Here is a 24,321-nt window from a genome sequence, read left to right as displayed (position 1 = left end):
GAAGCCAAGGATCGCGGTGGCCCCACCCACTCCCGGCAGTGCGGCGCACAGTGCTCTCGGCAGAGCGGCGCCCAGCGGTGCAGTGCCCCATGCTCCCCTTGATTCAGAGCACAGCGCTCCCCTTGACGCAGTGCACGCTGCTCCCGCTGGCGGTACGCGCCCCTCGGTCTTCCTGCACGTCGGTGCCGCCAAGAGCGGCACGACCTTCCTCCAGCAGGTGCTGTGGCACAACCGCGACCGGCTGCGCGAGCGCGGCGTCCTCTACCCGGGCCGCGACCAGGCCGCGCACGTCCGCGCCGCGTTCGACCTGCGGCGGACGTTCTTCCGCGAGGCGTCCGACCCCGCCACCCGGGGCGCGTGGCACGACCTCGTCGCCGAGGCCCGCGACTGGCCCGGCAACGTGATCATCTCGCAGGAGTTGTTCGCGCCCGCCCGGTCGCGCTGGATCCGGCAGGCCATGGCCGACCTCGGTTTCGCCGACGTCCACGTGGTCTTCACCGCGCGCGACCTCGGCCGGCAGATCCCGGCGCACTGGCAGGAGGACGTCAAGAACCGCTTCACGACCTCGTTCACCGAGTTCGTGACGTCGCTGCGACGGCGGGAGTGGCACGCCTACGAGAGCGCGCGGCTGTTCTGGGGCCTCCAGGATCCGGTCGCGGTGCTCGGCCGCTGGGGCGAGAACGTGCCGCCCGAGCGGGTCCACGTCGTCACCCTCCCCCGGCCCGGCGCGCCCCGCGACCTGCTCTGGAGGCGCTTCTGCGCCGCCACCGGCCTCGTCCCGGACGACTACGACCTGTCCCGGACGTTCGCCAACCCGTCGCTCGGGCTGAGCGAGACGCAGTTCCTGCTGCGCCTCAACGAGACGCTCGGCGACCGCGTCGGCTGGCACGCCTACAACGAGGACGTCAAGCTCTTCCTCGCGCAGCAGGTCCTGACCGGACGTCCGCATCCGGTCAGGATCGAACTGCCCGGCGAGCACGTCCCGTGGGCCACGGAACGGGCCGTCGAGACCGTCGAGGGGCTCCGCGCGGCGGGCTACGACGTGGTGGGCGACCTGTACGAGCTGATGCCGGCGGCGGCGTCCGGCCCGGCTCTCGGCACCGCGCCCGCGCCGCCGCCCGACGAGTCGCGCTGGGCGGAGATCGCGGACGTGGGCGTCGACGCCGTCGCGGCGCTGCTGCGGCGCGTCCGGGAGAACCGGGAGCGGAGCGAGGCGGTGCCCGGCGCCGGCCTCCCCGTCCACGACCAGATCGACATGCTGCGCGAGGGTTCGGCCGCCCTGCTCGAAACGACGGACCGGCTCCTCCAGGACGCCGCGCCGTTCGTCGAGCGGGCCAAGCGGACGGCGCGCGAGCGCTACCCGGCGACGCTCCGCCTGCGCGGCGCCTACCGCAGGATCCAGGGCGGGACGCAACGCCCCGACGCCGAGACGAGAACGAGGTGAGCGCCCGCATGGGGGACCCGGGCAAGTCCGTCTATCTGCATGTCGGGGCACCGACGGCCGAGGCGGCCTTCCTGCACCGAGCGCTGTGGAGCAACCGGCGGCGGCTGGGCGACGCCGGTGTCTGCTACCCGGTCACCGGGCCGCAGGAGCACTTCGGGGCCGTGATGGACCTGCGCGAGATGAGCTGGGGCGGCCACCGGGACCCGGCCTGGGACGGCGCGTGGGACCGCGTGGTGCGGCGCGTCCACGACTGGGACGGCCCCGCGGTCGTCTTCTCCCAGCCTCTGCTGGGCGGGGCGACCGAACAGCAGGTCAAGCGGGCCGTCTCGGCGCTGGAGCCCGCCGAGGTGCACGTGGTCTTCGCCACCCGCGACCTGGGCTGGCAGCTGATCCTCGACTGGCAGGAGCAGATCCGCCACGCGCACACCATCACGTTCGAGCGGTTCGTCGACGATCTCGTCGAGCTCGGCATCGACGCGCCGGAGCCGTACGGGGAGATGTTCTGGGGCCTGCACGACCCGGTGCGGGTGCTGCGGGCCTGGGGGTCGGCGGTGCCCCGGGAACGCGTCCACGTCCTCACGCTGCCGCCGCCCGGCGGTCGCGCCGCGATGTGGGAGAGGCTCCGGACCCTGGTCGGCGTCCCGGACGGGGTGTGCGACCTCGGCGGCCTCCCCGGGGACGAGCCGCTGTCGGCGGTCGAGGCGGAACTGCTGCGCCGCCTGAACGAGAGGCTCGGCCCGGCGCTCGGCGGCGACTACGAGCGCATGGTCCAGGAGCACTTCCTCGGGCACGGCGCCTCCGAGGGCGGTGTCTCCAAGGGCGCCGTCTCCGGAGCCGGTGTCTCCGGAGGTGGGGCCGGATCCGGGGGGCCGGCGCGGACCGCCGGCGGGACGGCCGGCGCGGACCGCACCCGGATGGGGCTGCCCGCCCGGCACGCCGCGTGGGCCGCGCGCCGGACCCGCGAGCTGGCCGAGTCGCTGCGCGCCTCCGGGTACGACGTGGCCGGCGACCTCGACGAGTTGACGACCTCGCGGGCGCCGGAGGCCGCGATGCTCCCCGGCGACGTCCCGGAGGAGCTGGTCGCGACCGCGTCCATCGGGGTGGTGGCGCACCTGCTGGAGGAGCTGTCGCTGGCGCGCGAACGCGTCGGCCTCGCGCACCTGCACAGCGAGATGGAGGGCGTGAGGGAGAACCTGGAGCGGCTCATGGAGACCGCCGCCTCGCCGTCGCCGGCGCTGCAGCGCGCCGCCCGCCGGGCCACGGGCAGGCGCAACCCGTGACGCCGGGCCCGCGGAGCCGCGGCGGACCGTCCGTCGCCGCGGTCGTCGTCACCTACAACCGGCGCGACCTGCTCGACGAGGCCCTGACCGCGCTCGGCGCCCAGACGCGCCCCCCGGACCGGATCATCGTGGTCGACAACGCGTCCGCCGATGGAACGGCCGCGATGGTCGCCGAGCGGTTCCCCGGCGTGGACCTGCTCAGCCTGTCCCGCAACATCGGCGGGGCCGGCGGGTTCAGCGCGGGCATGGCGCGGGCGATGGGCGCGGGCGCCGGCCTGCTCTGGCTGCTGGACGACGACACCGTGCCCGAGCCGGAGGCCCTCCAAGCCCTGCTGGACGCGCGGCGGGAGGCCGCGACCGGGGAGGACGGGCCGCCCGTCCTCGTGGCGAGCCGGGTCGTGTGGACCGACGGCCGGGACCACCCGATGAACACCCCCCGCCCCAAACCGCGGGCGACGGCCGCCGAGACGCGGCTCGCGCACGCGGCGGGCTGCGTGCCGATCCGGTCCGCGTCCTTCGTGTCCGCGCTGGTGGACGCGGCGGCGGTGCGCGAGCGCGGGCTGCCGGTCGCCGACTACTTCCTCTGGAACGACGACTTCGAGTTCACGACGCGGCTGCTGCGCGGGCGCCGCGGACTCCTCTGCCCCGGCAGCGTCGTGGTGCACAAGACCAGGGAGTTCGGCGGGACGGACGCGGACCCCGGCGACCGCTTCTTCTACGAGGTGCGCAACAAGATCTGGCTGTTCACCGGGAGCCGCGGCCTCGCGCCGCCGGAACGCGCGCTGTACGCGGGGTCGACGGCGCGGCGCTGGGCCCGCACGTTCGCGGGCTCCTCCGACCGCGCGGTGCTGCGCCGTGCGCTGGTCCGCGGCGTGAAGGACGGCCTGTTCACCCGCCCGAGGCCGACCGCCGCGATCCTCCGGGAGGCCGGGGTCCGGCAGAGCGCGGAAGCCGAGTTACCTCCCCACGGCCGAGGTCATGATCGAGACGGCTAGCCGGTCGCGGGACGGCACGGCGCGCGCCGGCCGCCGGCTCGCCGGGCCGCTGCCCCCGCTCGCCTGCGCCGCGCTGACGCTCGCCGCGGCGCTCGTCGGCATCGGCTCCCCGTCGCTGTGGCTGGACGAGGCCGCCACCGTCAGCATGACGACGCGGTCGTACGGCGACATGCTGCGCGTCTTCCCGCACCTGGACCTCGTCCACGCCCTCTACTACCTGGTCATGAAGCCCTGGGTGGCGGTGTTCGGGACGGGAGCGCTCGCGTTGCGGCTGCCCAGCGCGCTCGCCATGGCGGCGGCCGCCGCGGGCCTCGCCGTCATCGGCCGGCGCTGCCTCGGGCCGCCGGCCGGGCTCGCCGCCGGGCTGGCGTGGGCCGCCGGTCCGCAGACGAGCCGGTGGGCGCAGGAGGCGCGCTCCTACGCGATGACCGCGGCCGTCGCGGTCCTCGCGACCTACCTGCTCGTCAGGGCGCTCGACCGGGACGAGCGGCGGCCATGGCGGTGGTTCGCGGGCTACGCCCCCGCGGTCGCGGTGCTGGGGTTCCTGCATCTGGACGGGGCCCTGCTACTCGCGGCGCACGGCGTGACCCTTCTCCTGACCCGCCCTAAGGCCGGCGTGTGGCTGCGCTGGCTGGTGTCCGCGGCGTTGGCCGCGGCCCCGCTCGTTGTTCTGGCGCTCGCGGCGCAGGACCAGAAACGCCAGGTGAAATGGCTTCCCCGGCCGTCGTGGGACGTCGCGTGGGCGCAGCTCCAGTTCCTGACAGGAGACCGGGCACTCGTCGCACCGGTCCTGGCGCTCGCACTGCTCGGCGTGGTGGCGAGCGTCCTGGGACGCGCCTCCGTCCCGCATCGCACGGCTTCCCTGCCCGCCGTCGCGCTCCCATGGGCCGTCGTGCCGACCGTGCTGCTGCTCCTCGTCTCCAGCGTGTCGGACCCGGTCTTCTACTACCGGTACACGACCTACTGCCTGCCCGCCGTCGCGCTGCTCGTCGGCGCCGGCCTGGCCGGGCTGCTCACCGCCGCCCGCCATCCCGCCGCCCGCGCCGCCCTGGTGACCGTCGCCGCGGCGGTGCTCGCCGTCCCGTCCCTGCGGGCCCACGACTACCTCCGCCGCCAGGACAGCCGCCCCGACGACATGCGCGCGGCCGCCGACGCCGTCCGCGCGCACGCCCGGCCCGGTGACGCCATCGTCTACCTCGCGGGGAGCGCCCGATGGAGCGCCGCCGCCTATCCGGACGCCTTCGGACGGCTGCGCGACGCCGGTGTGAGCACGGACCCGGTGGCCGCCGCCAACCTCAAGGGCCGCGATCTGCTCCCCCGCGAGCTGCCGCCGAGGCTCGCCCGGACGGACCGGGTGTGGGTGATGAACCACCGGTCGCTCGACCCGCACGGCCCGATCATCGAACGGCGGGAGCGCGCGGTGCGGTCGGCCGGGCCCTGGCGCAGGGCCGGGACGTGGACCTACCGGGGCGGCTGGCTCGTCCTGTTCGAGAGGACGGGCCCCTACCGCAGTTCCAGGTAGTCGACCTGCCCCTGGCCGTCCAGGCGGCGAAGGCCGATCGTGTTCCAGCCCGCCGCCAGCTCCACCGTCGCGGTGACGTACGCCCAGTCGGCGCCCGCCGTGGCGCGCAGCCGCACGGACGTCGCGGCATAACCGTTCACCGACATCTCCAGGTCGGAGTCGCGGCCGGACCGGTTGGCGTACCGGGTGCGGACCGAGTAGCTCCCCGCGGTCGGCGCGAACACGGGCACCTCGGCGCGGCAGTCGTCGCGCGCGAAGGGGCCGACCGCCGACCCCCCGGACGCGTTGGGGCGCCCCAGCGCCGAGACGCAGCCGTTCAGCCGCCCCCGCTCCGCCTCGTACCGGACGGGAACGCCCCGCACGACGGGCCGCGCCCCGTCCCAGCCGAGACGCGCGACGTACATGCCGCGCGTCACCCTGGAGCCGCCGCGGTGGTCGAGGATGCCGTGGAAGACGAGGTAGTCGCCGGTGTCGTCGCCGAGCACGTCCGCGCTGCCCGGCCCCTCGACCTTCCCGCCGTACAGGCCGGTGGACTGGACGGGGCCGCCCTTGGCGTACGGCCCCTCGATCGACGAGGCCACCGCGTAGCGCGTCTGGTAGTTCGACTTGAAGTACCAGCCCGCCGAGTACAGCAGCACGTACTTCCCGCCGCGCCGGACCAGGTCGGGGGCCTCCACCAGGACGGGCTCGTCCGCCGCGCGCCCCATGATCAGCTTCGCCGGGCCGGCCGGGCGCAGCCCGTCCGGGCTCAGCCTGACCAGGTAGATCGCGGCCGTCTTCTGGGCGTCGGTCTTGTAGAGCAGGTAGCGGGTGCCGTCCCGCTCGATGTAGGACGCGGGGTCGATCGCGCCGCCGAGGTCCAGCGGGCAGACCAGCGGCCCGCCCTCCTGCGGGACGAACGGGCCCGCGGGCGAGGACGCGGTCGCGGTCCCGATGCACTGCTCGTCGCCGTCCTTGCGGCGCGCGGAGAAGTACAGCACGTACGTGCCCGGGGACTCGCGCGGCGGGACGACCTCGGGGGCCCAGGTCCAGCCTCCGGCGGCCCATCCCGGAAGCCGCGCCAGGCCGTCGCCGGGCGCCGCCTTCCACGGCCCCGTCGGCGAGGGGGCCGTCGCGACGGGCATCGTCGCGTCCGCGTTGTTGGTGCCGTAGGCGAAGTACGTCCCCGCCACCTTGATCACGGCGGGGTCGGCGAAGGACCCGTCGATCACCGGCTCGGCGGGCGAGTAGCCGGGCGGGTCGATCGCCGCCGGAGTGCCCGCCGGGCTCGGCGGCGGCGCGCCCGGCGACGCGCCGGGGCCGGTCCGGCCGGAACCGCCCGGCGGGCGGTCGCCCGTGCCGCCGGCCGGCGGCGCCACCGTCACGGCCAGCCAGACGACCAGCGCGACCAGGGCGCTGATCGCGGCCCCCGCGACCAGCGGCAGCAGCGGTGCGAGCGCCCGCGGATCCCGGTCAGTCCACCTCATGGCACCCCGCATCATGCCAACAACCGGGGCGGGACGGCCAACGGGCGCCGCATGCGCGACCGGCGCCCGGATCGTTACGCTTGCCCGGCGCCCTGGTCACAAAAGGGACACGCTCGTCACGAGGAACCACGCTCGTCGCGGAGGGACACGCTCGTCACAGAGGGGACGCGCTCATCGCGGAGGGGACGCTCGACACGAAGGGGACACGGACGTTGATCCGACATCGGCGGCCGGCGGCCGTGCTGTGCCTGCTCGCACTCCTCGCGGCGAGCGGCTGCCTCTTCCGGCCGGCCGACCGTCCCGCGCCGAAGGCGGTGAAGCCCCCGAAGAAGCCGAACATCGTGTTCGTCCTCACCGACGACCTGTCCTGGAACCTCATCGCGCACATGCCGCAGGTGGTGCGGATGCAGCGGGACGGCCTCACCTTCACCGACTTCATCATGGCCGACTCGCTCTGCTGCACCTCGCGCGCCACGATCTTCACGGGGCGGTACCCGCACAACACCGGTGTCCGCACGAACTTCCCGCCCGACGGCGGCTACGAGGTCTTCAAGGACAAGGGCGGCGAGCAGGCGTCGTTCGCCCCGTCCCTGCAGAAGGCCGGCTACCGGACGGCGCTCCTCGGCAAGTACATGAACGGCTACCAGCCGAACGACACCCAGGGCGACACGAAGCCGTACGTGCCGCCGGGATGGGACGAGTGGCACGTCAGCGGCAACGGCTATCCCGAGTACAACTACAACCTGAACGAGAACGGCCGGCTCGTGCACTACGGCACCCGGCCGCAGGACTACCTGACCGACGTTCTGGCGAACAAGGGCATCGAGTTCGTCCAGCGGTCCGGGGCGTCCGGGCAGCCGTTCTTCATGGAGATCGCGACGTTCGCGCCGCACGGGCCGTTCGTGCCGGCGCCGCGCCACGCCTCGCTGTTCGGTGGCCTGAAAGCGCCGCGGCCGCCGTCGTTCAACGAGGCCGACATCCGCGACAAGCCGTCCTGGCTGCGGTCGCACCCGCAGTTGCGCAGGTGGGGGATCGGCCGCATCGACGAGGGTTTCCGCGACCGGGTGCGGATGGTGCAGTCGGTCGACGAGATGGTCGGCCGCATCCGGACGGCGCTGAAGGAGCGCGGCCTCGACCGCGACACCTACCTGGTGTTCGGCTCCGACAACGGCTTCCACCTGGGCGAGCACAGGCTGGCCGGCGGGAAGATGACCGCGTTCGACACCGACATCCGCGTGCCCTACATCGTCGTCGGGCCGGGGGTCCCCGCCGGGCGCGAGGTCCGCGAGCTCGCGCAGAACACCGACCTGGCCCCGACGTTCCAGGAACTGGCGGGCGTGCGCCCGCCGGCGACGACCGACGGCCGCTCGCTCGTCCCGTTCCTGCTCGGCGCCGCCCCGGCGGGCTGGCGAGAGTCGGCGCTGGTCGAGCACGTCAAGCCGCCGCCGTCCCCGCTGGACCCCGACCGGCAGGACTCCGCGCCGGGCTCGCCGACCACCTACAACGCGATCCGCACCCGCGACATGCTGTACGTGGAGTACTCCGGCGGGGAGACCGAGTACTACGACCGGGCCCGCGATCCGCACGAGCTGAACAACATCGCCGCCGGGCTCCCGGAGCAGCGGCGCCGCCACCTGTCCGACCTCCTGTACGCGCTGACCCACTGCACGGGCTCCGGCTGTACCCCCGCAGGCCGGAGCCGGTGACGAAGTTCCGTCCTGTATGCGCCGCTATCATCGCTGACGACTGCGGACGCGCCAGGGCGATGTGCAGGGTGAGACGTGCAGAGTGACCGGAAGCTGGGAGAGGGCGTGACTCCAACCGGAAAGCCGGGGGACGACCACGAGGGTGAGCGTCCCGAACCCGGGCGGCCGACGCAGACGCCTCCGCCCTCCCACTGGCTGGACGACCAGGACTCCTCGTCCGGCCCGCTGCTCCCGGCGGACGATCCGGAGGACGACCTCGAGGACGACGCCGAGGACGAGGGCGACGCGCCCGAGGACTTCCCGGAGGACACCCCCGAGGACGACCCGGACGCGGACATGGCGGACCGCACCGTCATGGACCCCAACTTCAACCAGACGATGGTCCTGCCGAAGAGGCAGAAGTCCGCGGCCGGCAGGCCCGCGGAGACCGCCGGAGAGGGCGGCGGCGATGGCCGGGAGGCGGCCTCGCCCGTTCTGCCCGCTCCTGTCGCGGAGGCTCCGGCCGCGTCCACCGACGCCCCCGCGCCGCCGTCCTTCCCCTACGGGCAGGACAAGGCGGAGGTGACGAGAACGGAGATCCCGCTTCCGCCGCCCTCCTCCTACGAGGAGGACATGGCGGACGTGACGAGGATCGAGTCCCCCGGCCAGCCGCCTCCCTCCTACGGGCAGGACATGGGAGACGTCACAAGAATCGAGTCCCCCACCCAGCCGCCTCCCTCCCACGAGCAGGACGCGGAGGAGGTGACATGGCTCCAGCCCCCTCCCTCCCACGGACAGGACGCGGAGGAGGTGACATGGCTCCAGCCCCCTCCCTCCCACGGACAGGACGCGGAGGAGGTGACATGGCTCCAGCCCCCCAGCCAACAGCCCCCCTCCCGCGAGCAGGACGGGGAGGAGGTGACATGGATCCAGCCCCCCGACCAGGCGCCTCCCTCCCACGGGCAGGACATGGGGGACGTCACCAGGACCGAGTTCCCCGCCCTGCCGCCCCCCTCCTACGGGCAGAACATGGCGGACGCCACCCGCATCGAGAAGCTGCCGCCCATCCCCCCGCAGGCCGCGCATCCGCAGGCGGCGCATCCGCAGCCCGCGCCTTCGCAGAGTCCCCCTGCCCACGAGCCGTTCCCCTGGGCCCAGGAGATTCCGGGCACCCCTGCGCGCCCGGCCCCCGAGCCGTTCCCCTACGCGCAGGAGATGCCGGGCGCGCGGACTCCCCCGGCCCAGCGGACCCCTCCGGCGGCTGAGCCGTTCCCGTGGGCGCAGCAGGTCCCCGGGACGCCGCCCCCCGGGCCGGAGGCCGTCCACCCGGTGGCGCCCCCGCCGGTGATCGAGGAGCCGTGGCGGACCGGAGCGCCGCGCGGCCCGAAGGGCCCCCGGAAGAGCATCAGGAAGCCGCTGCTCATCGGCGCGGGCGGGCTCGCCGCCGTGGCGCTGGTCGCCGCGGGCGTGCTCGTGGTGCCCGGCCTGATCGGCGGCGGCGATGACGACGGCGGCGGCGCGGGCGCCAAGCTCGCCGGCGCGCTTTTCCCGGTGGACGCCGCGGCCCGCACCGACGGCCGCGACCAGCAGGTCACCGGTGTCGCGGCGCGCGGCTCGACGGTGGTCGCGGTCGGCGGCGAGACCGACCCGCAGAGCTCCCGCGGCATGTTCCTGGTCTCCGCCGACGGCGGGCGCACCTTCCGGTCGGTCGACCAGCAGGGCACCGACGGCGGCGTCGCGCCCTCCGGCGGGGTGCCCGAGGCGGTCGGCGCGTCGCGCCGCGGCTGGGTCGCCGTCGGCAGCCGGGCCGGTGGCGGCGGCGCCGTGTGGACCAGCAAGGACGGCAAGGAGTGGCGCCGCCAGCCCGACGCCGTCGGCGACGTCTTCGGCCCGCACGACCGGGTGACCCGGATCGTCGGCACCGGCGGCGGGTTCCTCGCCGTCGGCGAGAACTCCCCGAAGGGCGACTTCAGCGACGCGCGTCCGGCGGTGTGGCTGTCGAGCGACGGGCGCCGCTGGGAGGCGCGGGTCGGCGACCAGATCGGCCTTCAGGTCCAGAACGGCGAGCTCGCCCTGGTCGAAGCCGCGGCGAACGGCGATGTGATCCTGCTGGAGGGGCTCATCACGCCCGACTCCAAGAAGCCGGGCCCCTACCGGAAGGTCTGGCGCTCCGACGACGCCGGCCGGACGTGGGCGGCGTCCGAAGTGCCGGCGCCGAAGGGCAGCCGCGGCCTGATGATCGGCGGTGGCGGCGGCTCGGGGTTCCTCGCGATGCGCGAGATGTCGGCGTCCGGGAAGGTGTTCGGCCAGGCCTTCACGTCCAAGGACGGCAGGTCGTGGACCAGGACCGGCAAGCTGGAACCCGCCGGCTACCAGCGCACGAACGGGATCGTCGCCGACGGTCAGGGCTTCACCGCCGTCGTCGTGCGGGGCACCGACGTGCTGCTCGCGCGCAGCGCGAACGGCGCCGCGTGGAAGGCGGCGGGCTCCGCCGAGTCGAAGGCGGGCCGGGAGGTGCTGGGCGCCGCCGCGTCCGGCGGCCAGACGGTGCTCGTCGGGCGCGAGCCCGGCGGCGGCGACCTGGACCCGCTGCTCGGCGTGTGGGACGCGGGCGGCGCCGCGGTCCCCGTCGACCTGGCGAAGATCCCTGGTGCCATCCGGCCCGACCACGCGGTGCGCGCCGTGGCCGCCGCGAACGGCCTGGCGGTCGCGGTGGGAAGCGCGAGCGGCGACGCCGCCGTCTGGTCGTCGCGGGACGGAGCGTCCTGGAAGGCCGCGCAGGGGCTCGGCGCCGCGTTCACCCGGCCCGGCCCGCAGCGGCTGGACGACGTCGCCGCGGGCGGCGCCGGCTGGCTGGCGGTCGGCTACGACCAGTCCGCGCCGCGCCGCCCCCTCGTCGTCACCTCGCAGGACGGCTCGACGTGGCAGGCCGCCGACACCGCGCCCGCGTTCGCGGCGAACAAGCAGGGCGCGCCCGTCACCAACGCCGCCGCGGCCGGCTCCGCCGGTTACGTCGTCGTCGGCACGCAGGGCTACTCGGGCGCGATCTGGTACTCCCCCGACCTGAAGAACTGGGCGCGCGGCGCCGGCGCGGACCCGAGGATGACGGCGGGCACCAAGACCGCGAGCCGCTGGATGCTGGACGTCACGTCCGGGTCGTTCGGGTACGCCGCCGTCGGCGGCAGCCGGGACGGCAAGGGCAACCACCCGTCGGTGTGGCTGTCGCCCGACGGCAAGCGCTGGACGCTCCAGGAGCTCCAGCTCCCCGGGGCGGGGGTGACCGAAGGCCACCTCACCCATGTCGCCGCCAAGGGGAACACGCTCGTGGCGGCGGGAATCGCGGCCACCCCGAAGGGGATCGACTGGCTCGGCTACGTGTCCACCGACGCCGGCAGGACATGGCGTCCGCTGCCGTCGCCGAGCGGCGGCACGACCGTCGGCGTCACCGCGCTGACCGCGACCCCGAAGGGCTTCGCCGCGACCGGCACCACCGGGCGCGCGGGCGCGACCGACGTGGTGTCGTGGACGTCCGCGGACGGCTCGTCCTGGCAGGCCTCCACGCCCGGCGGCACCGGCCTCGGCGGCGTCGGCGACCAGGAGGTCACCGGCCTCGCCGCCTTGGGGGGCACGCTGCTCGGAGTGGGCCGCAACGCCGACTCCAACGGCGTCCAGCCCGTCCTGTGGAGCCGGCCCGTGCCATGACCAGAACGCGTGCCGTGACCAGAACGCGCCGTGACCCGGCCGGGGCGCGGGCTCGCCGCTACTTCTCCGGTTGCGGCGGGGCGGCGTCCAGGCCGGGGAGCCCCTGGTGCCCGCCGCCCGCCGGGCGCGCGTGGCGGGGGATGTAGGGGATGGCGGGGCGGGTGGTCGTGCGGGCCCTGCCGCGGTCGCGCAGCCGGTTGCGGCGGGCGCCGTAGGGGGCGACCACCGCGCGGTAGAAGGGTTTGCGGATCAGGGTGGGGACGAGCCGGTAGCCGCCGCGGACCATGACGTTGCGCCAGTACTGGGGCTGGGAGATGAAGCCCTCGCGGAGCATCTCGCGCTGGAGCCGCAGTTCGGAGCGCAGCAGGTCGCGGCCGCCGCGCCGCTCGTAGGCCCCGTCGCCGACGCGGTAGTAGACGAGGGGCTCGGCGACGTTCACCATCCGCGCGCCACCCGCGATCATGCGGGCGAACAGCCAGTAGTCCTCCATCAGGGGGAGGTCGCCGTAGCCGCCCGCGGCGACGACGGCGCTGCGCCGGTAGACGACCGTGGGGTGGTTGAACGGGTCGTGCAGGCGGGAGTAGCGCGCGATGTCGGCGGGGTCGCTCGGCGGGATCCGGCGGCCGACGATGTCGGTGATGTCGGTGCCGAACTCCAGCAGGCCCGCGCCCACGAGGTCGGCGCCCGCGCGCACCAGCGGGACCTGCGTCTGGAAGCGGTGCGGCATCGAGTAGTCGTCGGCGTCCATGCGGGCGACGATGTCGTGGCGGGCGGCGTGCAGGCCGGCGTCGAGGGCGGGGCCGAGCCCGCGGTTGCGCTCCAGGTGGACGAACGTGACCTCGACCGGGCTGATCCTCAGGAGTTCGCGGAGGCCGGCGGCGAGCGCGGGCGGGACGGGCCCGTCCTGGACGAGGACGACCTGGTCCGGGCGGAGGGTCTGCAGGTGGACGGCACTGCGGAAGGCGTCCCGGACATGCTCCTCACGATCACCGCCGTAGACGGTCATCAGCAGGGTGAAGGGTTCGGGCAGCATGCATCCGTCCGGGGGGCGTGGAGGCCGCGGAGGCACCCGCGCGGAGGCGGGCCGGCGGACCTGGTCGGGGGGTAGGGGGCGCCGTCCTAGGTGGGACGCTTTGGAACGTTCGATGGTTTGCGCGCGCCAAGATACCGCTGAAAGACGGCCGCATCGGGTTTGGGCGCGGAATCTGGTTCGGGCGCAGGGATCAGGTCGGTGCGCCGGCTCGGCGCGCGGGATCAGGTCGGCGCGCGGGATCAGGTCGGCGCGCAGATGTTGCGATCGGCGCGGATCTCCCCGGCCATCTTCGGCACCATCGGTCCCAGTCCCCGCAGGGTGGCGCCGTCCCTGCCGATGACCAGGTACACGTAGCCGGGCTTGGCGGACGCCCACGGCCGCGACTGGTGGCCGGGCACCGCGATCGACACGCGCGCGGCCTGCCGCTCGGCGCCCGCCCCGTAGAGGATCTGCGTGTGGGGGACGGGCTTCCTGGCGGTGCCGACCTTGACGACCTGGAAACCGCGCTCGGTGAGCTGGTCGGCGGTCCGCTGCGCGAGGCCGCCGGTGCCGGAGGCGTTGTAGACGCCGAGCCTGACCTGCGTGGGCGGCACGGGCTGGACCTTGTTCGGCGCTGCCACGGGTTCCGGCTGCGGGAGCTTGTTGTCCTCCCGGACGGCGCGGAACAGCGGCTCGGCGGCGGCCTGGGCGAACTGGACGCGGTTCTTGTCCTGCGGGAACGCCTCCACGGGCACGGTGACGAAGCGGACCTTGCCGGCGCTCATCCCGCCGAGGGACCCGGCGAGCTTCTGCATCACCGACAGCGTGAGCCCTTTGTCCGCCTTGATGGACTTGGTGGCGGCGGACAGGAAGTCGTAGGTGCGGCCCGGGTCGGTGAGCATGCCCTTGTCGGTGGCCTTCTTCACGACGGAGGCCATGAACGCCTGCTGCCGCTTGATCCGGTCGAGGTCGGAGCCGTCGCCGAGGACGTAGCGGGTGCGGACGTAGCCGAGGGCCTGGTCGCCGCGGACGGTCTGCCGCCCGGCCCTGAGGTGCAGTTCGGCCTTGGGGTCGTCGATCCGCCGGGGGACGCAGATCTCCACGCCGCCGAGCGCGTCCACGACCCGCTTGAACCCGGCGAAGTCGACCTCGACGTAGTGGTCGATGTGGATCTTGGTGAGCGACTCGATCGTCCGCCAGGTGCAGGCCGGGCCGCCGTTGGAGAAGGCCGCGTTGATCATCCCGAACTGGGCCGGGACGGTCGTGCCGTTCCTGCGCTTGCACGGCGGCATCTGCACCATCGAGTCGCGCGGGAAGCTGATGCCGATGGCGCTCTGCCCGCCGGGCGAGATGTGCAGCAGGATCGTGGTGTCGGAGCGCTGCCCGGCCTCCGTGCCGTAGCGGGCGTTCTCCCCGGCGCGGCTGTCGGAGCCCATCATCAGGATGTTCAGCGAGTTGTTCAGCTTGGGCGGCCGGTGCTCGCCGAGCCTGCCGCCGACGTCCTCCCGGTCGATCTGGCCGTCGAGCCGGCGCCAGAACCCGTAGGCGGTGAGGCTGCCCGCCACCAGCACGACCGACAGCCCGATCGACACCCAGCCGAGCATGCGCCAGAGGCGCCCCCGCACCGGCGGCTCCGGTGGCGGCGGGGCGCTGTCCGCGTAGTACACGGGCGGTGGCGCGACGGCTCGCTGCATCCGGAACATTTCAGCACAGATTGGACATGCGCCAGGGGCGTCACGAGAAAGAGCCAGGCGCCGCCGCAAAGGGGGCACCGGGTAGATGATCTACCCGTAAGGGATGCTGTACGGTCCTGCCCATGGAAGAGGCCGGTCGGCTCGACGCGCTTGAGCGGGCCGTCGAGGGGACGCTCGCCGAAGGGTCGTTCGAGTTCGACGACGACGAGGCGGTGCTCCGCATCGAGGGGTCTCTCATCCTCACGACCGGCTGGTTCCTCTGCCTCGGGGCGGGCGGCGTGTCGCTGCTGCTCACCGGCGCCGTCCTGTCCCTGACCGGGCTGCCGGACCAGGCGCGGTGGGCGCTGGCCCCCGGCGCCGTCCTGCTGGCCCTGGTGGGCGGGTTCGTCCTGCTGCTGCGCTTCACCCCGCTCGCCCGCCTCTGGTCGGACCTGGAGCTGCGGTTCGCCGAGCAGGCGATGGTCCACCGGCGGACGCGGATACCATTCGGCGACCTGCGCCCCGAGCACCTGGTGTGGAAGAACGGCCGGTTCTTCCGCCGCCTCTACGTCCGGCACCCGGCGCTGCGCAAGCAGCTCGCCGGGTTCTTCGGCAGCGAGGAGCGGCAGGCCGAGGAGTTCCAGCGGCGGCTCTGGGACCTGATCCGCGCGCCCGACCTGGACGGCGTCCTCGCCCGCGGCGGCGACCTCACGCCGGTGCAGCGCTGGATCATCGCGGCCGGCGCCCCCTACGGCGCCGTCAACGGGTTCCGGGTGGACCGGCTCGGCGCCGCGCCCGGCGCGTCCGCCGCGGCCGCCGACCGCCGCGCGGCGCAGGACCTCCTCCAGGACCCCTGGGGCGCCTACGACCTGGAACAGCTCCTCGCCGCGGTCAACTGGCTCGTCCAGGACGGGCACCGCGCCGACTTCACGCAGGACGCGCACCTCGCCGGACGGCCCCCCGCCGAGCAGCGGGAGTACGAGTCGCTGCTGCGCGAGGTCGACGGCCTCATCGCCGGCGACCGGCTGGAGCCCCCGTTCGTCGAGCGGCTGATCGAGCTGGTCCGCGTCCGGTACGGGGACGAGGGCGGCTCGTACGCGCGGCTCGTCCCGCCGCTGCTGCGCGACGAGCCGGGCGCGGACGCGAGCGAGGAGGGCGCCGAGCTGGCGCTGTTCCTCCACCAGCTCTTCAACGACCGCAACCACGCGACGGAGGAGCTGCACCGCTTGAAGGCCCTCGCCGACCCGGCACTGCGCGCCAACGTGGGCCGGTTCCTGATCTGGGACTACGGGCGCGCCCTCATGCTCTTCCGGTGGGGCCACATCGTCGGCTGGCTGACCGAGGAGTACTGCTGGGACCGGATGCTCCCGCTCGCCCTCGACATCCAGCGGCGGTACACGTCCTGGCGTGACATGGCGACCTGCTACCTCCAGGGACGCCTGCTCTGGTCGGGCGGCGGCGGCGGCACGGCGCAGGCCGAGTACGAGCGGCTCGTCGAGGAACTCGCCACCGAGCCCCGCAGCCCCTGGAACCTCGTCCCCTGGGACCTGGAGCTCACCCGCGACTGGGCCTAGTCCGGCGACCGCCGCCCGCCGCCACCGGACGGGCGCGTGATCTATCTCTCAGCGTCCCGAACCCTTGCCGCGGAACGGTTGTACGGGCACGGCCATCTGTATATGGGAAATCAGCCATGAAATCACCATTCAACGCACGTAATCTGGTGCGACCTCAGTCGGCACCCCGCACGTGAACCGCCCGGAGCGACCATGAACCCCCCACCTTGGCCCGGCCAGCAGCCCGGTCGGCCGGGATTCCCGCCGCCCGCCGCACCCGCCGGCCCTCCACCGATGCCCGGCGGCCCCGGTTTCCCGCCCCCGTACCCGCCCCCGAGGCGCGGCGGCGGCAGCACTCTCGTGTGGCTGCTCGTCGTCGGCGCGGTGCTGGTGGTGGCCATCGCCGGCACGTGCGCCGTGCTCGTCTTCGGCGGCGATGACGACGACCCGGTCCGGCCGGTGGCGCTTCCGTCCACGACGCGCCTCCCGAGCTACGGCTCCACGACGGAGCCGACCTTGCCCTCGCCCACCTACTCCAGCGGCGGGACGGTCGACCCCTCCGGCGTCCTGAAGCGGACGATCACGACGGCGAAGGGCAACGTGTTCACGCAGGCGGGGACGCGCACCGAGTCGTGCGTCACCCGCGCGAACTCCGTGCTGCTGCCGGCGCTGCGCCGGCACCCCTGCGTGGGGAGCATGTACTCGGCCGTGTACGCCAGCCCGTCCAAGCAGATCATCACCTCGGTCTCGATCCTGAAGTTCGCCACGTCGACGGACGCGTCCATCGTCAAGAGCTACACGAACCAGGAGGGCTGGCCGAAGCTGCTGACCCCGTCGGACGCCAGCGGCCTTCGGCAGCCGAGGGCCGACCCCGCGTACTGGACGCGGACCTGGGCGCAGGGGTCCACGGTCGTCTACGCCCAGTCCTACTGGGTCAGCGGCGGCCCGACGGGCGACCGCACCGGCAGCGTCTTCGCCACCGCCGGGGAACTCGGCGTCGAGGTCACCAACACGCTGGTCTGGAGCAACTGACCCGGAACGCGGGCGACAGCCGACTGGGCCCGAAACGCGACGAACCCCGCCCCCCGATAGGGGAGGCGGGGTTCGCGGACCCGCAAGCGGGTCAGATCGTGACTTCGAGACCGGCGACCTCGCCGGTCTTCGCGGTGACGCCGGTGTCGACGCTCACACCGCCGGCCGCCAGGACGCGGACCGTCCAGTCGCCGTCGGCGGCGAAGAAGCGGAACACGCCCTCCTCGCCCGTCACCACCTCGGCGGTGAACTCGCCGGACGAGTCCAGCAGCCGGGCGTAGGCGCTCGACACGGGGGCGCCGTCACGCGTGACGGTCCCCTGGATGACGGCCTCGTTGGCCAGGTCGACGGTCGCCGGAAGGTGCGCCGTCTGCTCGGGCGCTGCGCAGCCCTGGGTCATGGTTCCTCCAAGTGTGGTGCTGCGGGACTTACTTGCCTGCGCCGAGCTCGATCGGCACGCCGACGAGCGAGCCGTACTCGGTCCACGAACCGTCGTAGTTCTTCACGTTCTCCAGGCCCAGCAGCTCGCGCAGCGCGAACCACGTGTGCGAGGACCGCTCGCCGATGCGGCAGTAGGCGATGGTGTCCTTGTTCAGGTCGACCCCGGCCTCGGTGTAGAGGGCGCGGAGCTCCTCGTCGGACTTGAACGTGCCGTCGTCGTTGGCCGCCTTCGACCACGGGATGTTGGCCGCGGTCGGCACGTGGCCGGCGCGCTGCGACTGCTCCTGCGGCAGGTGCGCCGGGGCGAGGAGCTTGCCGCTGAACTCGTCCGGCGAGCGGACGTCGATCAGGTTCTGCTTGCCGATCGCGTCCACGACCTCGTCGCGGAAGGCGCGGATCGCCAGGTCCTGGTCCTTGGCCCTGTACTCGGTCGCGGGACGGCTCGGGACGTCGGTGACCAGCTCGCGGGAGTCCAGCTCCCACTTCTTGCGGCCGCCGTCGAGGAGCTTCACCTTGTCGTGGCCGTACAGCTTGAAGTACCAGTACGCGTACGCGGCGAACCAGTTGTTGTTGCCGCCGTACAGGATGACGAGGTCGTCGTTCGCGATGCCCTTGCTCGACAGCAGCTGCTCGAAGCCGGTCCTGTCGACGAAGTCGCGGCGGACCGGGTCCTGCAGCTCGGTCTTCCAGTCGATCTTCACGGCGCCACGGATGTGGCCCTTGTCGTAGGCGGACACGTCCTCGTCGACCTCGACGAGCACGAGCCCGGGGTCGTCAAGGTGGGCCTCGACCCAGTCGGTGTCCACCAGGACGTCTGAGCGGCTCATGCGGGAACCTTCCCTTCGGAGCGGACTTTCGCGGTGATGCGGCGGAAGAGCGGATACATCTCGCAGCCGAGGCAGAACCCGAACGCCGCGTTCAGGAACGCCGCCGCCAGCGCGAGGGCGGTGGCACCGATGCCGAGCCAAGTGGTCCCCGTCGCGTACCCGACGGTGCCCAGGAGGGCGAAGGCGAACCCGACACCCTGCGCGAAGCGGGGCGCGGCCTCGTCCTCCAGTTCCCTGGGAGGGGCGAGACGGGGACGGACGAGCACTTTGAACACCAGTCCGTACGGGGCGTACCGAAGGCCGAGGGAGGTCGCGATGGCGAACACGACGGCCTGAGCGGCGAGCAGTGCCCAGCTTCCGGTCACCAGGACGACGACGAGGACGACCGTGGTGACGGAGGCGCCGAAGCGCGGCCCGCGTGGATCGACCTGCATCAGGGATCTCCTGGCGGAGTGGAAGCGTGCGTACGAGCTAGAAGGAGAAGGTGCTCGGGGGCGGACGGGCTCGATGCCTCAGGCCATGCGACAGAGCGAGGCGGCCACGCGGCAGAAGTCCACCGCGCGGCGCTTCGTGAGCATCTGCTCTGTCCAGTAACGCACGGACACGATGTTAAGCCGACAATCCACGGGCTGTCACATCCGTCTCGCCTTGCGAGACAGTGACATTCGTCTTAGCGCAGGTCATGAGGCTGCTGCTCAGGTAGTGGCTCATGTGATGACCTCCCCCAGAGCCGCGATGACGTCGGGTTTGCGGGGCGCGCCGGCGGCGCGCCGGACGACGCGGCCGGCGGCGTCGAGCACCAGGACGGTCGGCGTCCGCACGACGTTCAGCCGCCGGACGAGATCGAGATGCGCCTCCGCGTCGAGCTCGACATGCGCGACGCCGTCCACCATCCGGCTCACCTCACCGAGCACCCGGCGGGTGGCCCGGCACGGCGCGCAGAACGCGCTGGAGAACTGCAGCAGCGTGGCCTTCTCGCCGAGCTCGGCGCCCATGTCGTCAGGGCCGACGGTCTCCCCCACCTGCCCGCCCTCCTCCCGCCGGGCGCGCAGCACCCCGTCACGGCGCCGCCTCACCAGGCCGAACACCGTGGCCGCGAACAGCACGCCCGCTGCGGTCAATGCTCCGATCATCGTGGGGAACAACCCCCGGGGCGCGCGCTTTTCTTCCCGCGGCCCGCCTTCTTTGCCTTCCGGCCTTCGGTCAGGTGGGGATCGTGAGGAGGGGCCGCCCGTCCAGGCCGACGATCTCGAAGGAGAACAGCCGGCCGCGCGGGAACATCGTGGACCCGCGGTACTCACCGCAGCCCTCGTCGTACGGGACGTACCAGCTGCCGAGCGCGTCCCGGCGGCCGTCCCTCGTCGGCGGCCGGTCCCACACCACTGTCACGTACGCTCCCCCGGCGCGGTTCACGGGTTCCGGGATTACTTCGGCGCGGTCGCCTGGAGATCGTTCAGCCGGACGTTCTCGGCGGTCGCCGCCACGCGCAGCCCGTCCGGCGTGGGCTCGATCTTGCTGATCCGCGACCCGACCGGCAGGTCGGAGACGGGCACCACCCACGTGAGCTGCCGCTTCACCAGCGCCAGCGGGATCTGCGCGGCGCCGTTCGACCCCACCGACACGGGCGAGATCGCGATGCCCTTGGCGGTCGGCCTGACCTCCACGACCGCGGTGCCGTTCACCGGGAAGTTCAGGATGTTGCCGGTCAGGTCGACCGACAGGTCGTCGCCCTTGGGCCCGATCCGCTTGACCTCCTTGGGCGCCTGCTTCTGGATCACGTCGTAGGGGACGACGGCCGAGGCGGTCGCGGTGCGCGCGGTCACGTTGGCGGCGCTGCCCTTGGTGACCTCCGACAGCGGCGCGTCGACGCCCCGCATGTCGACCTTGACGCCGGTGACGGTCACGCCCTGCTGCGTCCAGTCGCCGATCGCCACCTCGATGTGCTTGTACTCGCCGCCGACCGCCTGCGTCAGGAACGGGATGCCGTGGATCGTGACGTCCGGCCGCTCCTGCAGGTTGTACTGCGCGGCCACCTGCTCGCCGATCTTGTCCTCAGCGACCCGGACCCCCAGCCGGTCCGCGGCGACCAGCCCCGCGGCCACGAGGATCAGCAGGACCAGCAGTACTTTCCGCATGTCTCTCCTTAGGCCTGGGGCATGCGTTCGCCACACGATAGTGAACGAACCGCCCCAAAAGGGTCGCTCCGGAGAATGACCTCTCCACCCGAGAAATCACTCGCCCGCGGCGACCGGCCGCCTCACCCGCCCGCGAAGGGCGGCAGCACCTCCACGACCCCGCCCTCCGGCAGCGCCACCGACGCGTGCGGCCGCGTCCCGACGGGATCCCCGTCGACCAGGAACGAACTCCGCCCGACGACCCGGGCGAACTCGTCGCCGCGCCCGTCCCTGGCCGCGGCGACCGCGTCCTCCAGCGTCGCCGCGTCGTACGGCTCCTCATGCGTCCCCGCCGCGGCCTTGGCGGCCGCCCAGTACCGCATCGTTCCCTTGGCCATGCCTACAGGCTCTCATCTCCCGCTGACACGGTCCGGCCAGGTCGCGACATGGCCGCCGGAGGCACCTCGGTTATGCTCATGGGTGAGGGATCCGGGCGACGAGGCCATGGAGTTCATCCGAAAGGCCCTGCATGGCCACCTCGTCTTCGAGCCACCGGCCGTGCGCCGGTCTTGGGGGTGAGCCGCCTGGGTCCTACGTCTTTTTAGAGACGGGAGGCGGCACTTGAGCAGCTTGCTCTTGCTGACCAACGCGTTGGAGCCCTCTGACGAGGTCCTGCCGGCGCTGGGACTTCTGCTGCACTCCGTGCGCGTCGCGCCCGCCGAGGGTTCCGCGCTCATCGACGCGCCACCGGCCGACGTCGTCCTGGTGGACGCCCGCCGCGACCTGGTCCAGGCCAAGGGCCTGTGCCGCCTGCTGCGCACCACCGGACTCGACTGCCCGCTGCTCGCGATCGTGACCGAGGGCGGGCTCGCCGCCCTGAGCTCCGAATGGGGCCTGGACGACGTGCTGCTCCAGACCGCCGGCCCCGCCGAGGTCGAGGCGCGCCTGCGCCTGGCCGTCGGACGCGCCGCGGCCGGCGCGGAGGCCGACGAGGTCCCCGGCGAGATCCGCAGCGGCGACCTCACGATCGACGAGGCCACCTACACCGCCCGGCTCCGCGGCCGCGTCCTCGACCTGACGTTCAAGGAGTTCGAGCTGCTGAAGTACCTGGCCCAGCACCCGGGCCGCGTCTTCACCCGGGCCCAGCTCCTCCAGGAGGTCTGGGGCTACGACTACTTCGGCGGCACCCGCACGGTCGACGTCCACGTCCGCCGCCTCCGCGCCAAGCTCGGCGCCGAGTACGAGTCCCTGATCGGCACCGTCCGCAACGTCGGCTACCGCTTCGTCCCCGACCACCGCCCGGGCGACTCGGAGGAGAAGACCCCCGCCCGCGCCTGACCGCCGTCCCGTTCCCCGCCCGCGAAGCCGCCCGCCCGGAGCAGCACCGGGGTCAGGACGAAGAGGACGGCCGCGAGCGCCGCGACCGCGACCATGGCGCCGCGCAGCCCGACGGCGTCCGCCCAGAGCCCGACATAGACCGGCCCGGCCAGGAACCCGAGGTAGGACACGGTCGTCACGACCGACGTCGCGCGCCCCCGGTACTCGTCCTCGACGTCCCGCGCGACCAGGCGAAGCAGCGTCGGGAACAGCACGGCGGTCCCGGCGGCGGCCATCGCGAGGCCGATCCCGGCGAACACCAGCGAGGACGCGGCCGCGATGACGACGGCGCCGCCCGCGGCCCCCGCCGCCCCCGCGAGAAGGACCCGGCGGACGCCCCCGGCGCCCCCCACCGAGAACCGCGTGATCGCCACCGTCCCCGCGAAGACGGCGGGCGCGACGGCACTGAGCCCACCCGATCGCAGCTCATCGTCGGCGAAAACGGCGCTCCAACTCTGGTGCGCGTTCTCGCTGGCGAACGCGAGCGCACCCAGCACCCCCACGAGCAGCAGCGGGACGACCCGATGCCGCCCCAGCGGCGCCCCGGCCTCACGCTGGACCGCGAAATCTCCAGGGAACACCCATAGGCACAACCCAGCGGCCAGGCAGCCGCAACCGGCCACCACGAACGGCACCACGAGCGGCAGGGACGAGGCCACTCCACTGGCGAGGCTCGCCAGAACCACCAGGCCGGAGAAGACACCATGGGCCCGGGTGATGACCGCCCTCCCGGCGACCCTCTCGGCCCTCCCGGCGACCGCGTTGATGCCCACGTCGGCCGCCCCGCTGGCGGCGCCCACCACGGCAAGGCCGGCGCACAGGCCGGCCAGGTCCACGGCAGCGAACGCCACGACGACTCCGGCTCCGCCCAACGCCATGACGGCCGCGCCCGCGACTCCCGGCCCCCACCGATCCAGTGCCCGCCCTGTCAACAGCATCGCCGGGAGGGCGCCCGCACCCACGAACAGCAGCGCGAAGCCGAGCGCACCGTCCCCGATCCCCGCCTGGTCCTGGACGCGGGGCACGGAGGCGCCCCACACCCCCCAGAACGTCCCGAACGCAGCAAATCCCGCGAACGCGCGCCACGAGACCCGGACACCCATGTGTGTAACGATACACAGATATCATCGAGCGTCATGGAGCCGTCCGGAGGCGCGAAGCGCGCGACCCTGGCCCAGGTGGCGGAGCGAGCAGGCGTGTCCGTCATGACCGCCTCCTACACCTACAACCGCCCGAACCGCGTCTCGGAGCAGGCCAGATCGAGGGTCCTGGCCGCGGCCGCCGAGCTGGGCTACGCCGGTCCCGACCCGAGCGCCCGGTCCCTGCGCCGAGGCAGCAACCGCACGCTCGGAGTGGTGATGGGCGAGCATCTGACCTACGCGTTCGAGGATCCGGAAGCGGTGTCCTTCATGGCGGGCATCGCCGGCGTCTGCAGCGAGCACGGGTACGGCATGACCCTCGTCCCCGTCACGGGCGCCGCCGACGACGTCACCCGGATCACCGACGCCGCCGTCGACGGCTTCATCGTGTGGACCACCTCCGACGACGACCCCGTCCTGGCGGCCGTCCGGTCGACGCGGCGCCCCGCGGTGGTCCACGGAGGCCCGGCGGTCGAAGGCATGGAGCTGGTGACCATCGACAACCGCGCGGCGGCCCGCGCGGTCGGCGCCGCCGCCTGGGCAGGCGCCGAGCGCCCCGCCGTCGTGTGCTTCCCGCTCGACCGCGACCGGAGAACCATGGTCACCAAGGGCGGTGCCCTCCCCGGCGCCGCCTTCCCGGTGACGCGCGAACGCCTGGAGGGCTACCGGCAGGCGGCCGAGGCCGCCGGGATCGCCTGGCAGGACGTGACCGTCGCGGTGTGCGCGCGCAACGGCGCGGACGAGGCCGAGCGGATCACGGCGGCCCTCCTCGCCTCCGCGGAGCCGCCCGACGCGATCGCCGCGATGAGCGACCGGCAGGCGTCCGGAGTCGTCCGCGCCGTCCGCGCCGCCGGCCGCTCCATCCCCGGCGACGTGGCGGTCACCGGCTGGGACGACGCGGCGGCGGCGGCACGCCTGGGCCTGACGACGATCGCCCAGTCCCTACGCGACCAGGGCGCGTCCTGCGCCCGGATCGCCCTGGGCGGGCCGAGCACCCGGACACCGGCATGGTCCCTCGTCCACAGGACCAGCACCCGCCCCTGACAGCCGGACGACCAG

22 protein-coding genes are annotated in these 24,321 nt (G+C 73.6%); 10 read left to right on the top strand and 12 right to left on the bottom strand.

Annotation, left to right across the window (positions count from 1 at the left end; all coding sequences use genetic code 11):
* Nucleotides 1-130: 130 nt before the first annotated feature.
* The 4 genes from BKA00_RS32405 to BKA00_RS32390 are packed head-to-tail and all read left to right on the top strand — an operon-like array spanning nt 131 to nt 5,241.
* A complete protein-coding gene (locus tag BKA00_RS32405; protein ID WP_185031509.1) occupies nt 131-1,444 on the top strand; it encodes a hypothetical protein in 1,314 nt (437 codons plus the stop codon).
* On the top strand, nt 1,441-2,724 hold the full coding sequence (locus BKA00_RS40715; protein ID WP_185031507.1) for a hypothetical protein: 1,284 nt from the start codon (nt 1,441-1,443) through the stop codon (nt 2,722-2,724). Before BKA00_RS32405 ends, BKA00_RS40715 begins: the two co-directional genes overlap by 4 nt.
* Nucleotides 2,721-3,719, top strand: coding sequence for a glycosyltransferase family 2 protein (locus BKA00_RS40710; protein WP_185031506.1), 999 nt, complete (start codon nt 2,721-2,723; stop codon nt 3,717-3,719). Before BKA00_RS40715 ends, BKA00_RS40710 begins: the two co-directional genes overlap by 4 nt.
* Entirely contained in the window at nt 3,703-5,241 is a 1,539-nt protein-coding gene (locus BKA00_RS32390; RefSeq protein WP_185031504.1) for a glycosyltransferase family 39 protein, read from the top strand. The genes BKA00_RS40710 and BKA00_RS32390 overlap by 17 nt, the downstream gene beginning before the upstream one ends.
* Here the strand turns inward: BKA00_RS32390 and BKA00_RS32385 are convergent.
* The gene (locus BKA00_RS32385; RefSeq protein ID WP_185031502.1) at nt 5,223-6,707 is read right to left on the bottom strand and encodes a family 43 glycosylhydrolase; all 1,485 of its coding nucleotides are present in this window, start codon (nt 6,705-6,707) and stop codon (nt 5,223-5,225) included. The two genes, BKA00_RS32390 and BKA00_RS32385, sit on opposite strands and share 19 nt — an antisense overlap.
* A 212-nt stretch (nt 6,708-6,919) precedes the next feature.
* On the opposite strand from BKA00_RS32385, the gene BKA00_RS32380 reads away from it, so the two are divergent.
* Both BKA00_RS32380 and BKA00_RS32375 read left to right on the top strand, forming a co-directional pair.
* Nucleotides 6,920-8,413, top strand: a complete 1,494-nt coding sequence (locus tag BKA00_RS32380) for a sulfatase family protein (protein ID WP_221493390.1) — start codon at nt 6,920-6,922, stop codon at nt 8,411-8,413.
* Between the two features lie 105 nt (nt 8,414-8,518).
* Nucleotides 8,519-12,094: a hypothetical protein gene (locus BKA00_RS32375; RefSeq protein WP_185031500.1), complete on the top strand. Its 3,576-nt coding sequence runs from the start codon at nt 8,519-8,521 to the stop codon at nt 12,092-12,094.
* A gap of 58 nt (nt 12,095-12,152) precedes the next feature.
* Here BKA00_RS32375 and BKA00_RS32370 read toward each other — a convergent pair whose 3' ends face one another.
* Nucleotides 12,153-13,127: a glycosyltransferase gene (locus tag BKA00_RS32370; RefSeq protein WP_185031499.1), complete on the bottom strand. Its 975-nt coding sequence runs from the start codon at nt 13,125-13,127 to the stop codon at nt 12,153-12,155.
* Between the two features lie 239 nt (nt 13,128-13,366).
* Entirely contained in the window at nt 13,367-14,800 is a 1,434-nt protein-coding gene (locus tag BKA00_RS32365; RefSeq protein WP_185031498.1) for an LCP family protein, read from the bottom strand.
* Nucleotides 14,801-14,922: 122 nt separating this feature from the next.
* Here BKA00_RS32365 and BKA00_RS32360 point away from each other — a divergent pair, with 122 nt between their 5' ends.
* Both BKA00_RS32360 and BKA00_RS32355 read left to right on the top strand, forming a co-directional pair.
* A complete protein-coding gene (locus BKA00_RS32360) occupies nt 14,923-16,353 on the top strand; it encodes a DUF1266 domain-containing protein (RefSeq protein ID WP_185031497.1) in 1,431 nt (476 codons plus the stop codon).
* Nucleotides 16,354-16,545: 192 nt separating this feature from the next.
* The gene (locus BKA00_RS32355) at nt 16,546-17,364 is read left to right on the top strand and encodes a hypothetical protein (protein ID WP_185031496.1); all 819 of its coding nucleotides are present in this window, start codon (nt 16,546-16,548) and stop codon (nt 17,362-17,364) included.
* Between the two features lie 91 nt (nt 17,365-17,455).
* Here BKA00_RS32355 and BKA00_RS32350 read toward each other — a convergent pair whose 3' ends face one another.
* The 8 genes from BKA00_RS32350 to BKA00_RS32320 all read right to left on the bottom strand — a co-directional run bounded on the left by BKA00_RS32350 (nt 17,456) and on the right by BKA00_RS32320 (nt 21,144).
* A complete protein-coding gene (locus tag BKA00_RS32350) occupies nt 17,456-17,764 on the bottom strand; it encodes a DUF1416 domain-containing protein (RefSeq protein ID WP_185031495.1) in 309 nt (102 codons plus the stop codon).
* A 28-nt stretch (nt 17,765-17,792) separates the two neighbouring features.
* A complete protein-coding gene (locus BKA00_RS32345; RefSeq protein WP_185031494.1) occupies nt 17,793-18,632 on the bottom strand; it encodes a sulfurtransferase in 840 nt (279 codons plus the stop codon).
* A complete protein-coding gene (locus tag BKA00_RS32340) occupies nt 18,629-19,066 on the bottom strand; it encodes a DUF4395 domain-containing protein (RefSeq protein WP_185031493.1) in 438 nt (145 codons plus the stop codon). The genes BKA00_RS32345 and BKA00_RS32340 overlap by 4 nt, the downstream gene beginning before the upstream one ends.
* A gap of 78 nt (nt 19,067-19,144) precedes the next feature.
* Nucleotides 19,145-19,210, bottom strand: coding sequence for a putative leader peptide (locus tag BKA00_RS40950; protein WP_353819285.1), 66 nt, complete (start codon nt 19,208-19,210; stop codon nt 19,145-19,147).
* A 129-nt stretch (nt 19,211-19,339) separates the two neighbouring features.
* On the bottom strand, nt 19,340-19,765 hold the full coding sequence (locus tag BKA00_RS32335; protein WP_185031491.1) for a TlpA family protein disulfide reductase: 426 nt from the start codon (nt 19,763-19,765) through the stop codon (nt 19,340-19,342).
* Between the two features lie 70 nt (nt 19,766-19,835).
* Nucleotides 19,836-20,021 carry a hypothetical protein gene (locus BKA00_RS32330; protein ID WP_185031489.1) on the bottom strand — a complete coding sequence of 62 codons (186 nt, stop codon included), beginning with the start codon at nt 20,019-20,021 and terminating at the stop codon, nt 19,836-19,838.
* Between the two features lie 35 nt (nt 20,022-20,056).
* Nucleotides 20,057-20,767 (bottom strand): LmeA family phospholipid-binding protein, encoded by a 711-nt coding sequence (locus tag BKA00_RS32325; RefSeq protein ID WP_185031487.1) that lies wholly within the window; start codon nt 20,765-20,767, stop codon nt 20,057-20,059.
* 122 nt (nt 20,768-20,889) lie between these two features.
* Nucleotides 20,890-21,144 carry a MoaD/ThiS family protein gene (locus tag BKA00_RS32320; RefSeq protein ID WP_185031485.1) on the bottom strand — a complete coding sequence of 85 codons (255 nt, stop codon included), beginning with the start codon at nt 21,142-21,144 and terminating at the stop codon, nt 20,890-20,892.
* A 223-nt stretch (nt 21,145-21,367) separates the two neighbouring features.
* On the opposite strand from BKA00_RS32320, the gene BKA00_RS32315 reads away from it, so the two are divergent.
* On the top strand, nt 21,368-22,084 hold the full coding sequence (locus BKA00_RS32315; RefSeq protein WP_185031483.1) for a winged helix-turn-helix transcriptional regulator: 717 nt from the start codon (nt 21,368-21,370) through the stop codon (nt 22,082-22,084).
* Here BKA00_RS32315 and BKA00_RS32310 read toward each other — a convergent pair.
* The gene (locus BKA00_RS32310) at nt 22,021-23,226 is read right to left on the bottom strand and encodes an MFS transporter (RefSeq protein WP_185031481.1); all 1,206 of its coding nucleotides are present in this window, start codon (nt 23,224-23,226) and stop codon (nt 22,021-22,023) included. The genes BKA00_RS32315 and BKA00_RS32310 overlap by 64 nt on opposite strands.
* Before the next feature lie 33 nt (nt 23,227-23,259).
* Here BKA00_RS32310 and BKA00_RS32305 point away from each other — a divergent pair, with 33 nt between their 5' ends.
* Entirely contained in the window at nt 23,260-24,306 is a 1,047-nt protein-coding gene (locus tag BKA00_RS32305) for a LacI family DNA-binding transcriptional regulator (RefSeq protein ID WP_185031479.1), read from the top strand.
* The last annotated feature ends 15 nt before the right edge of the window (nt 24,307-24,321 follow it).

Source organism: Actinomadura coerulea (genome assembly GCF_014208105.1).
Classification (GTDB): domain Bacteria; phylum Actinomycetota; class Actinomycetes; order Streptosporangiales; family Streptosporangiaceae; genus Spirillospora; species Spirillospora coerulea.
The sequence above is the reverse complement of the archived record's forward strand: the minus strand, read 5'-3'. Positions and strand labels throughout refer to the sequence as shown.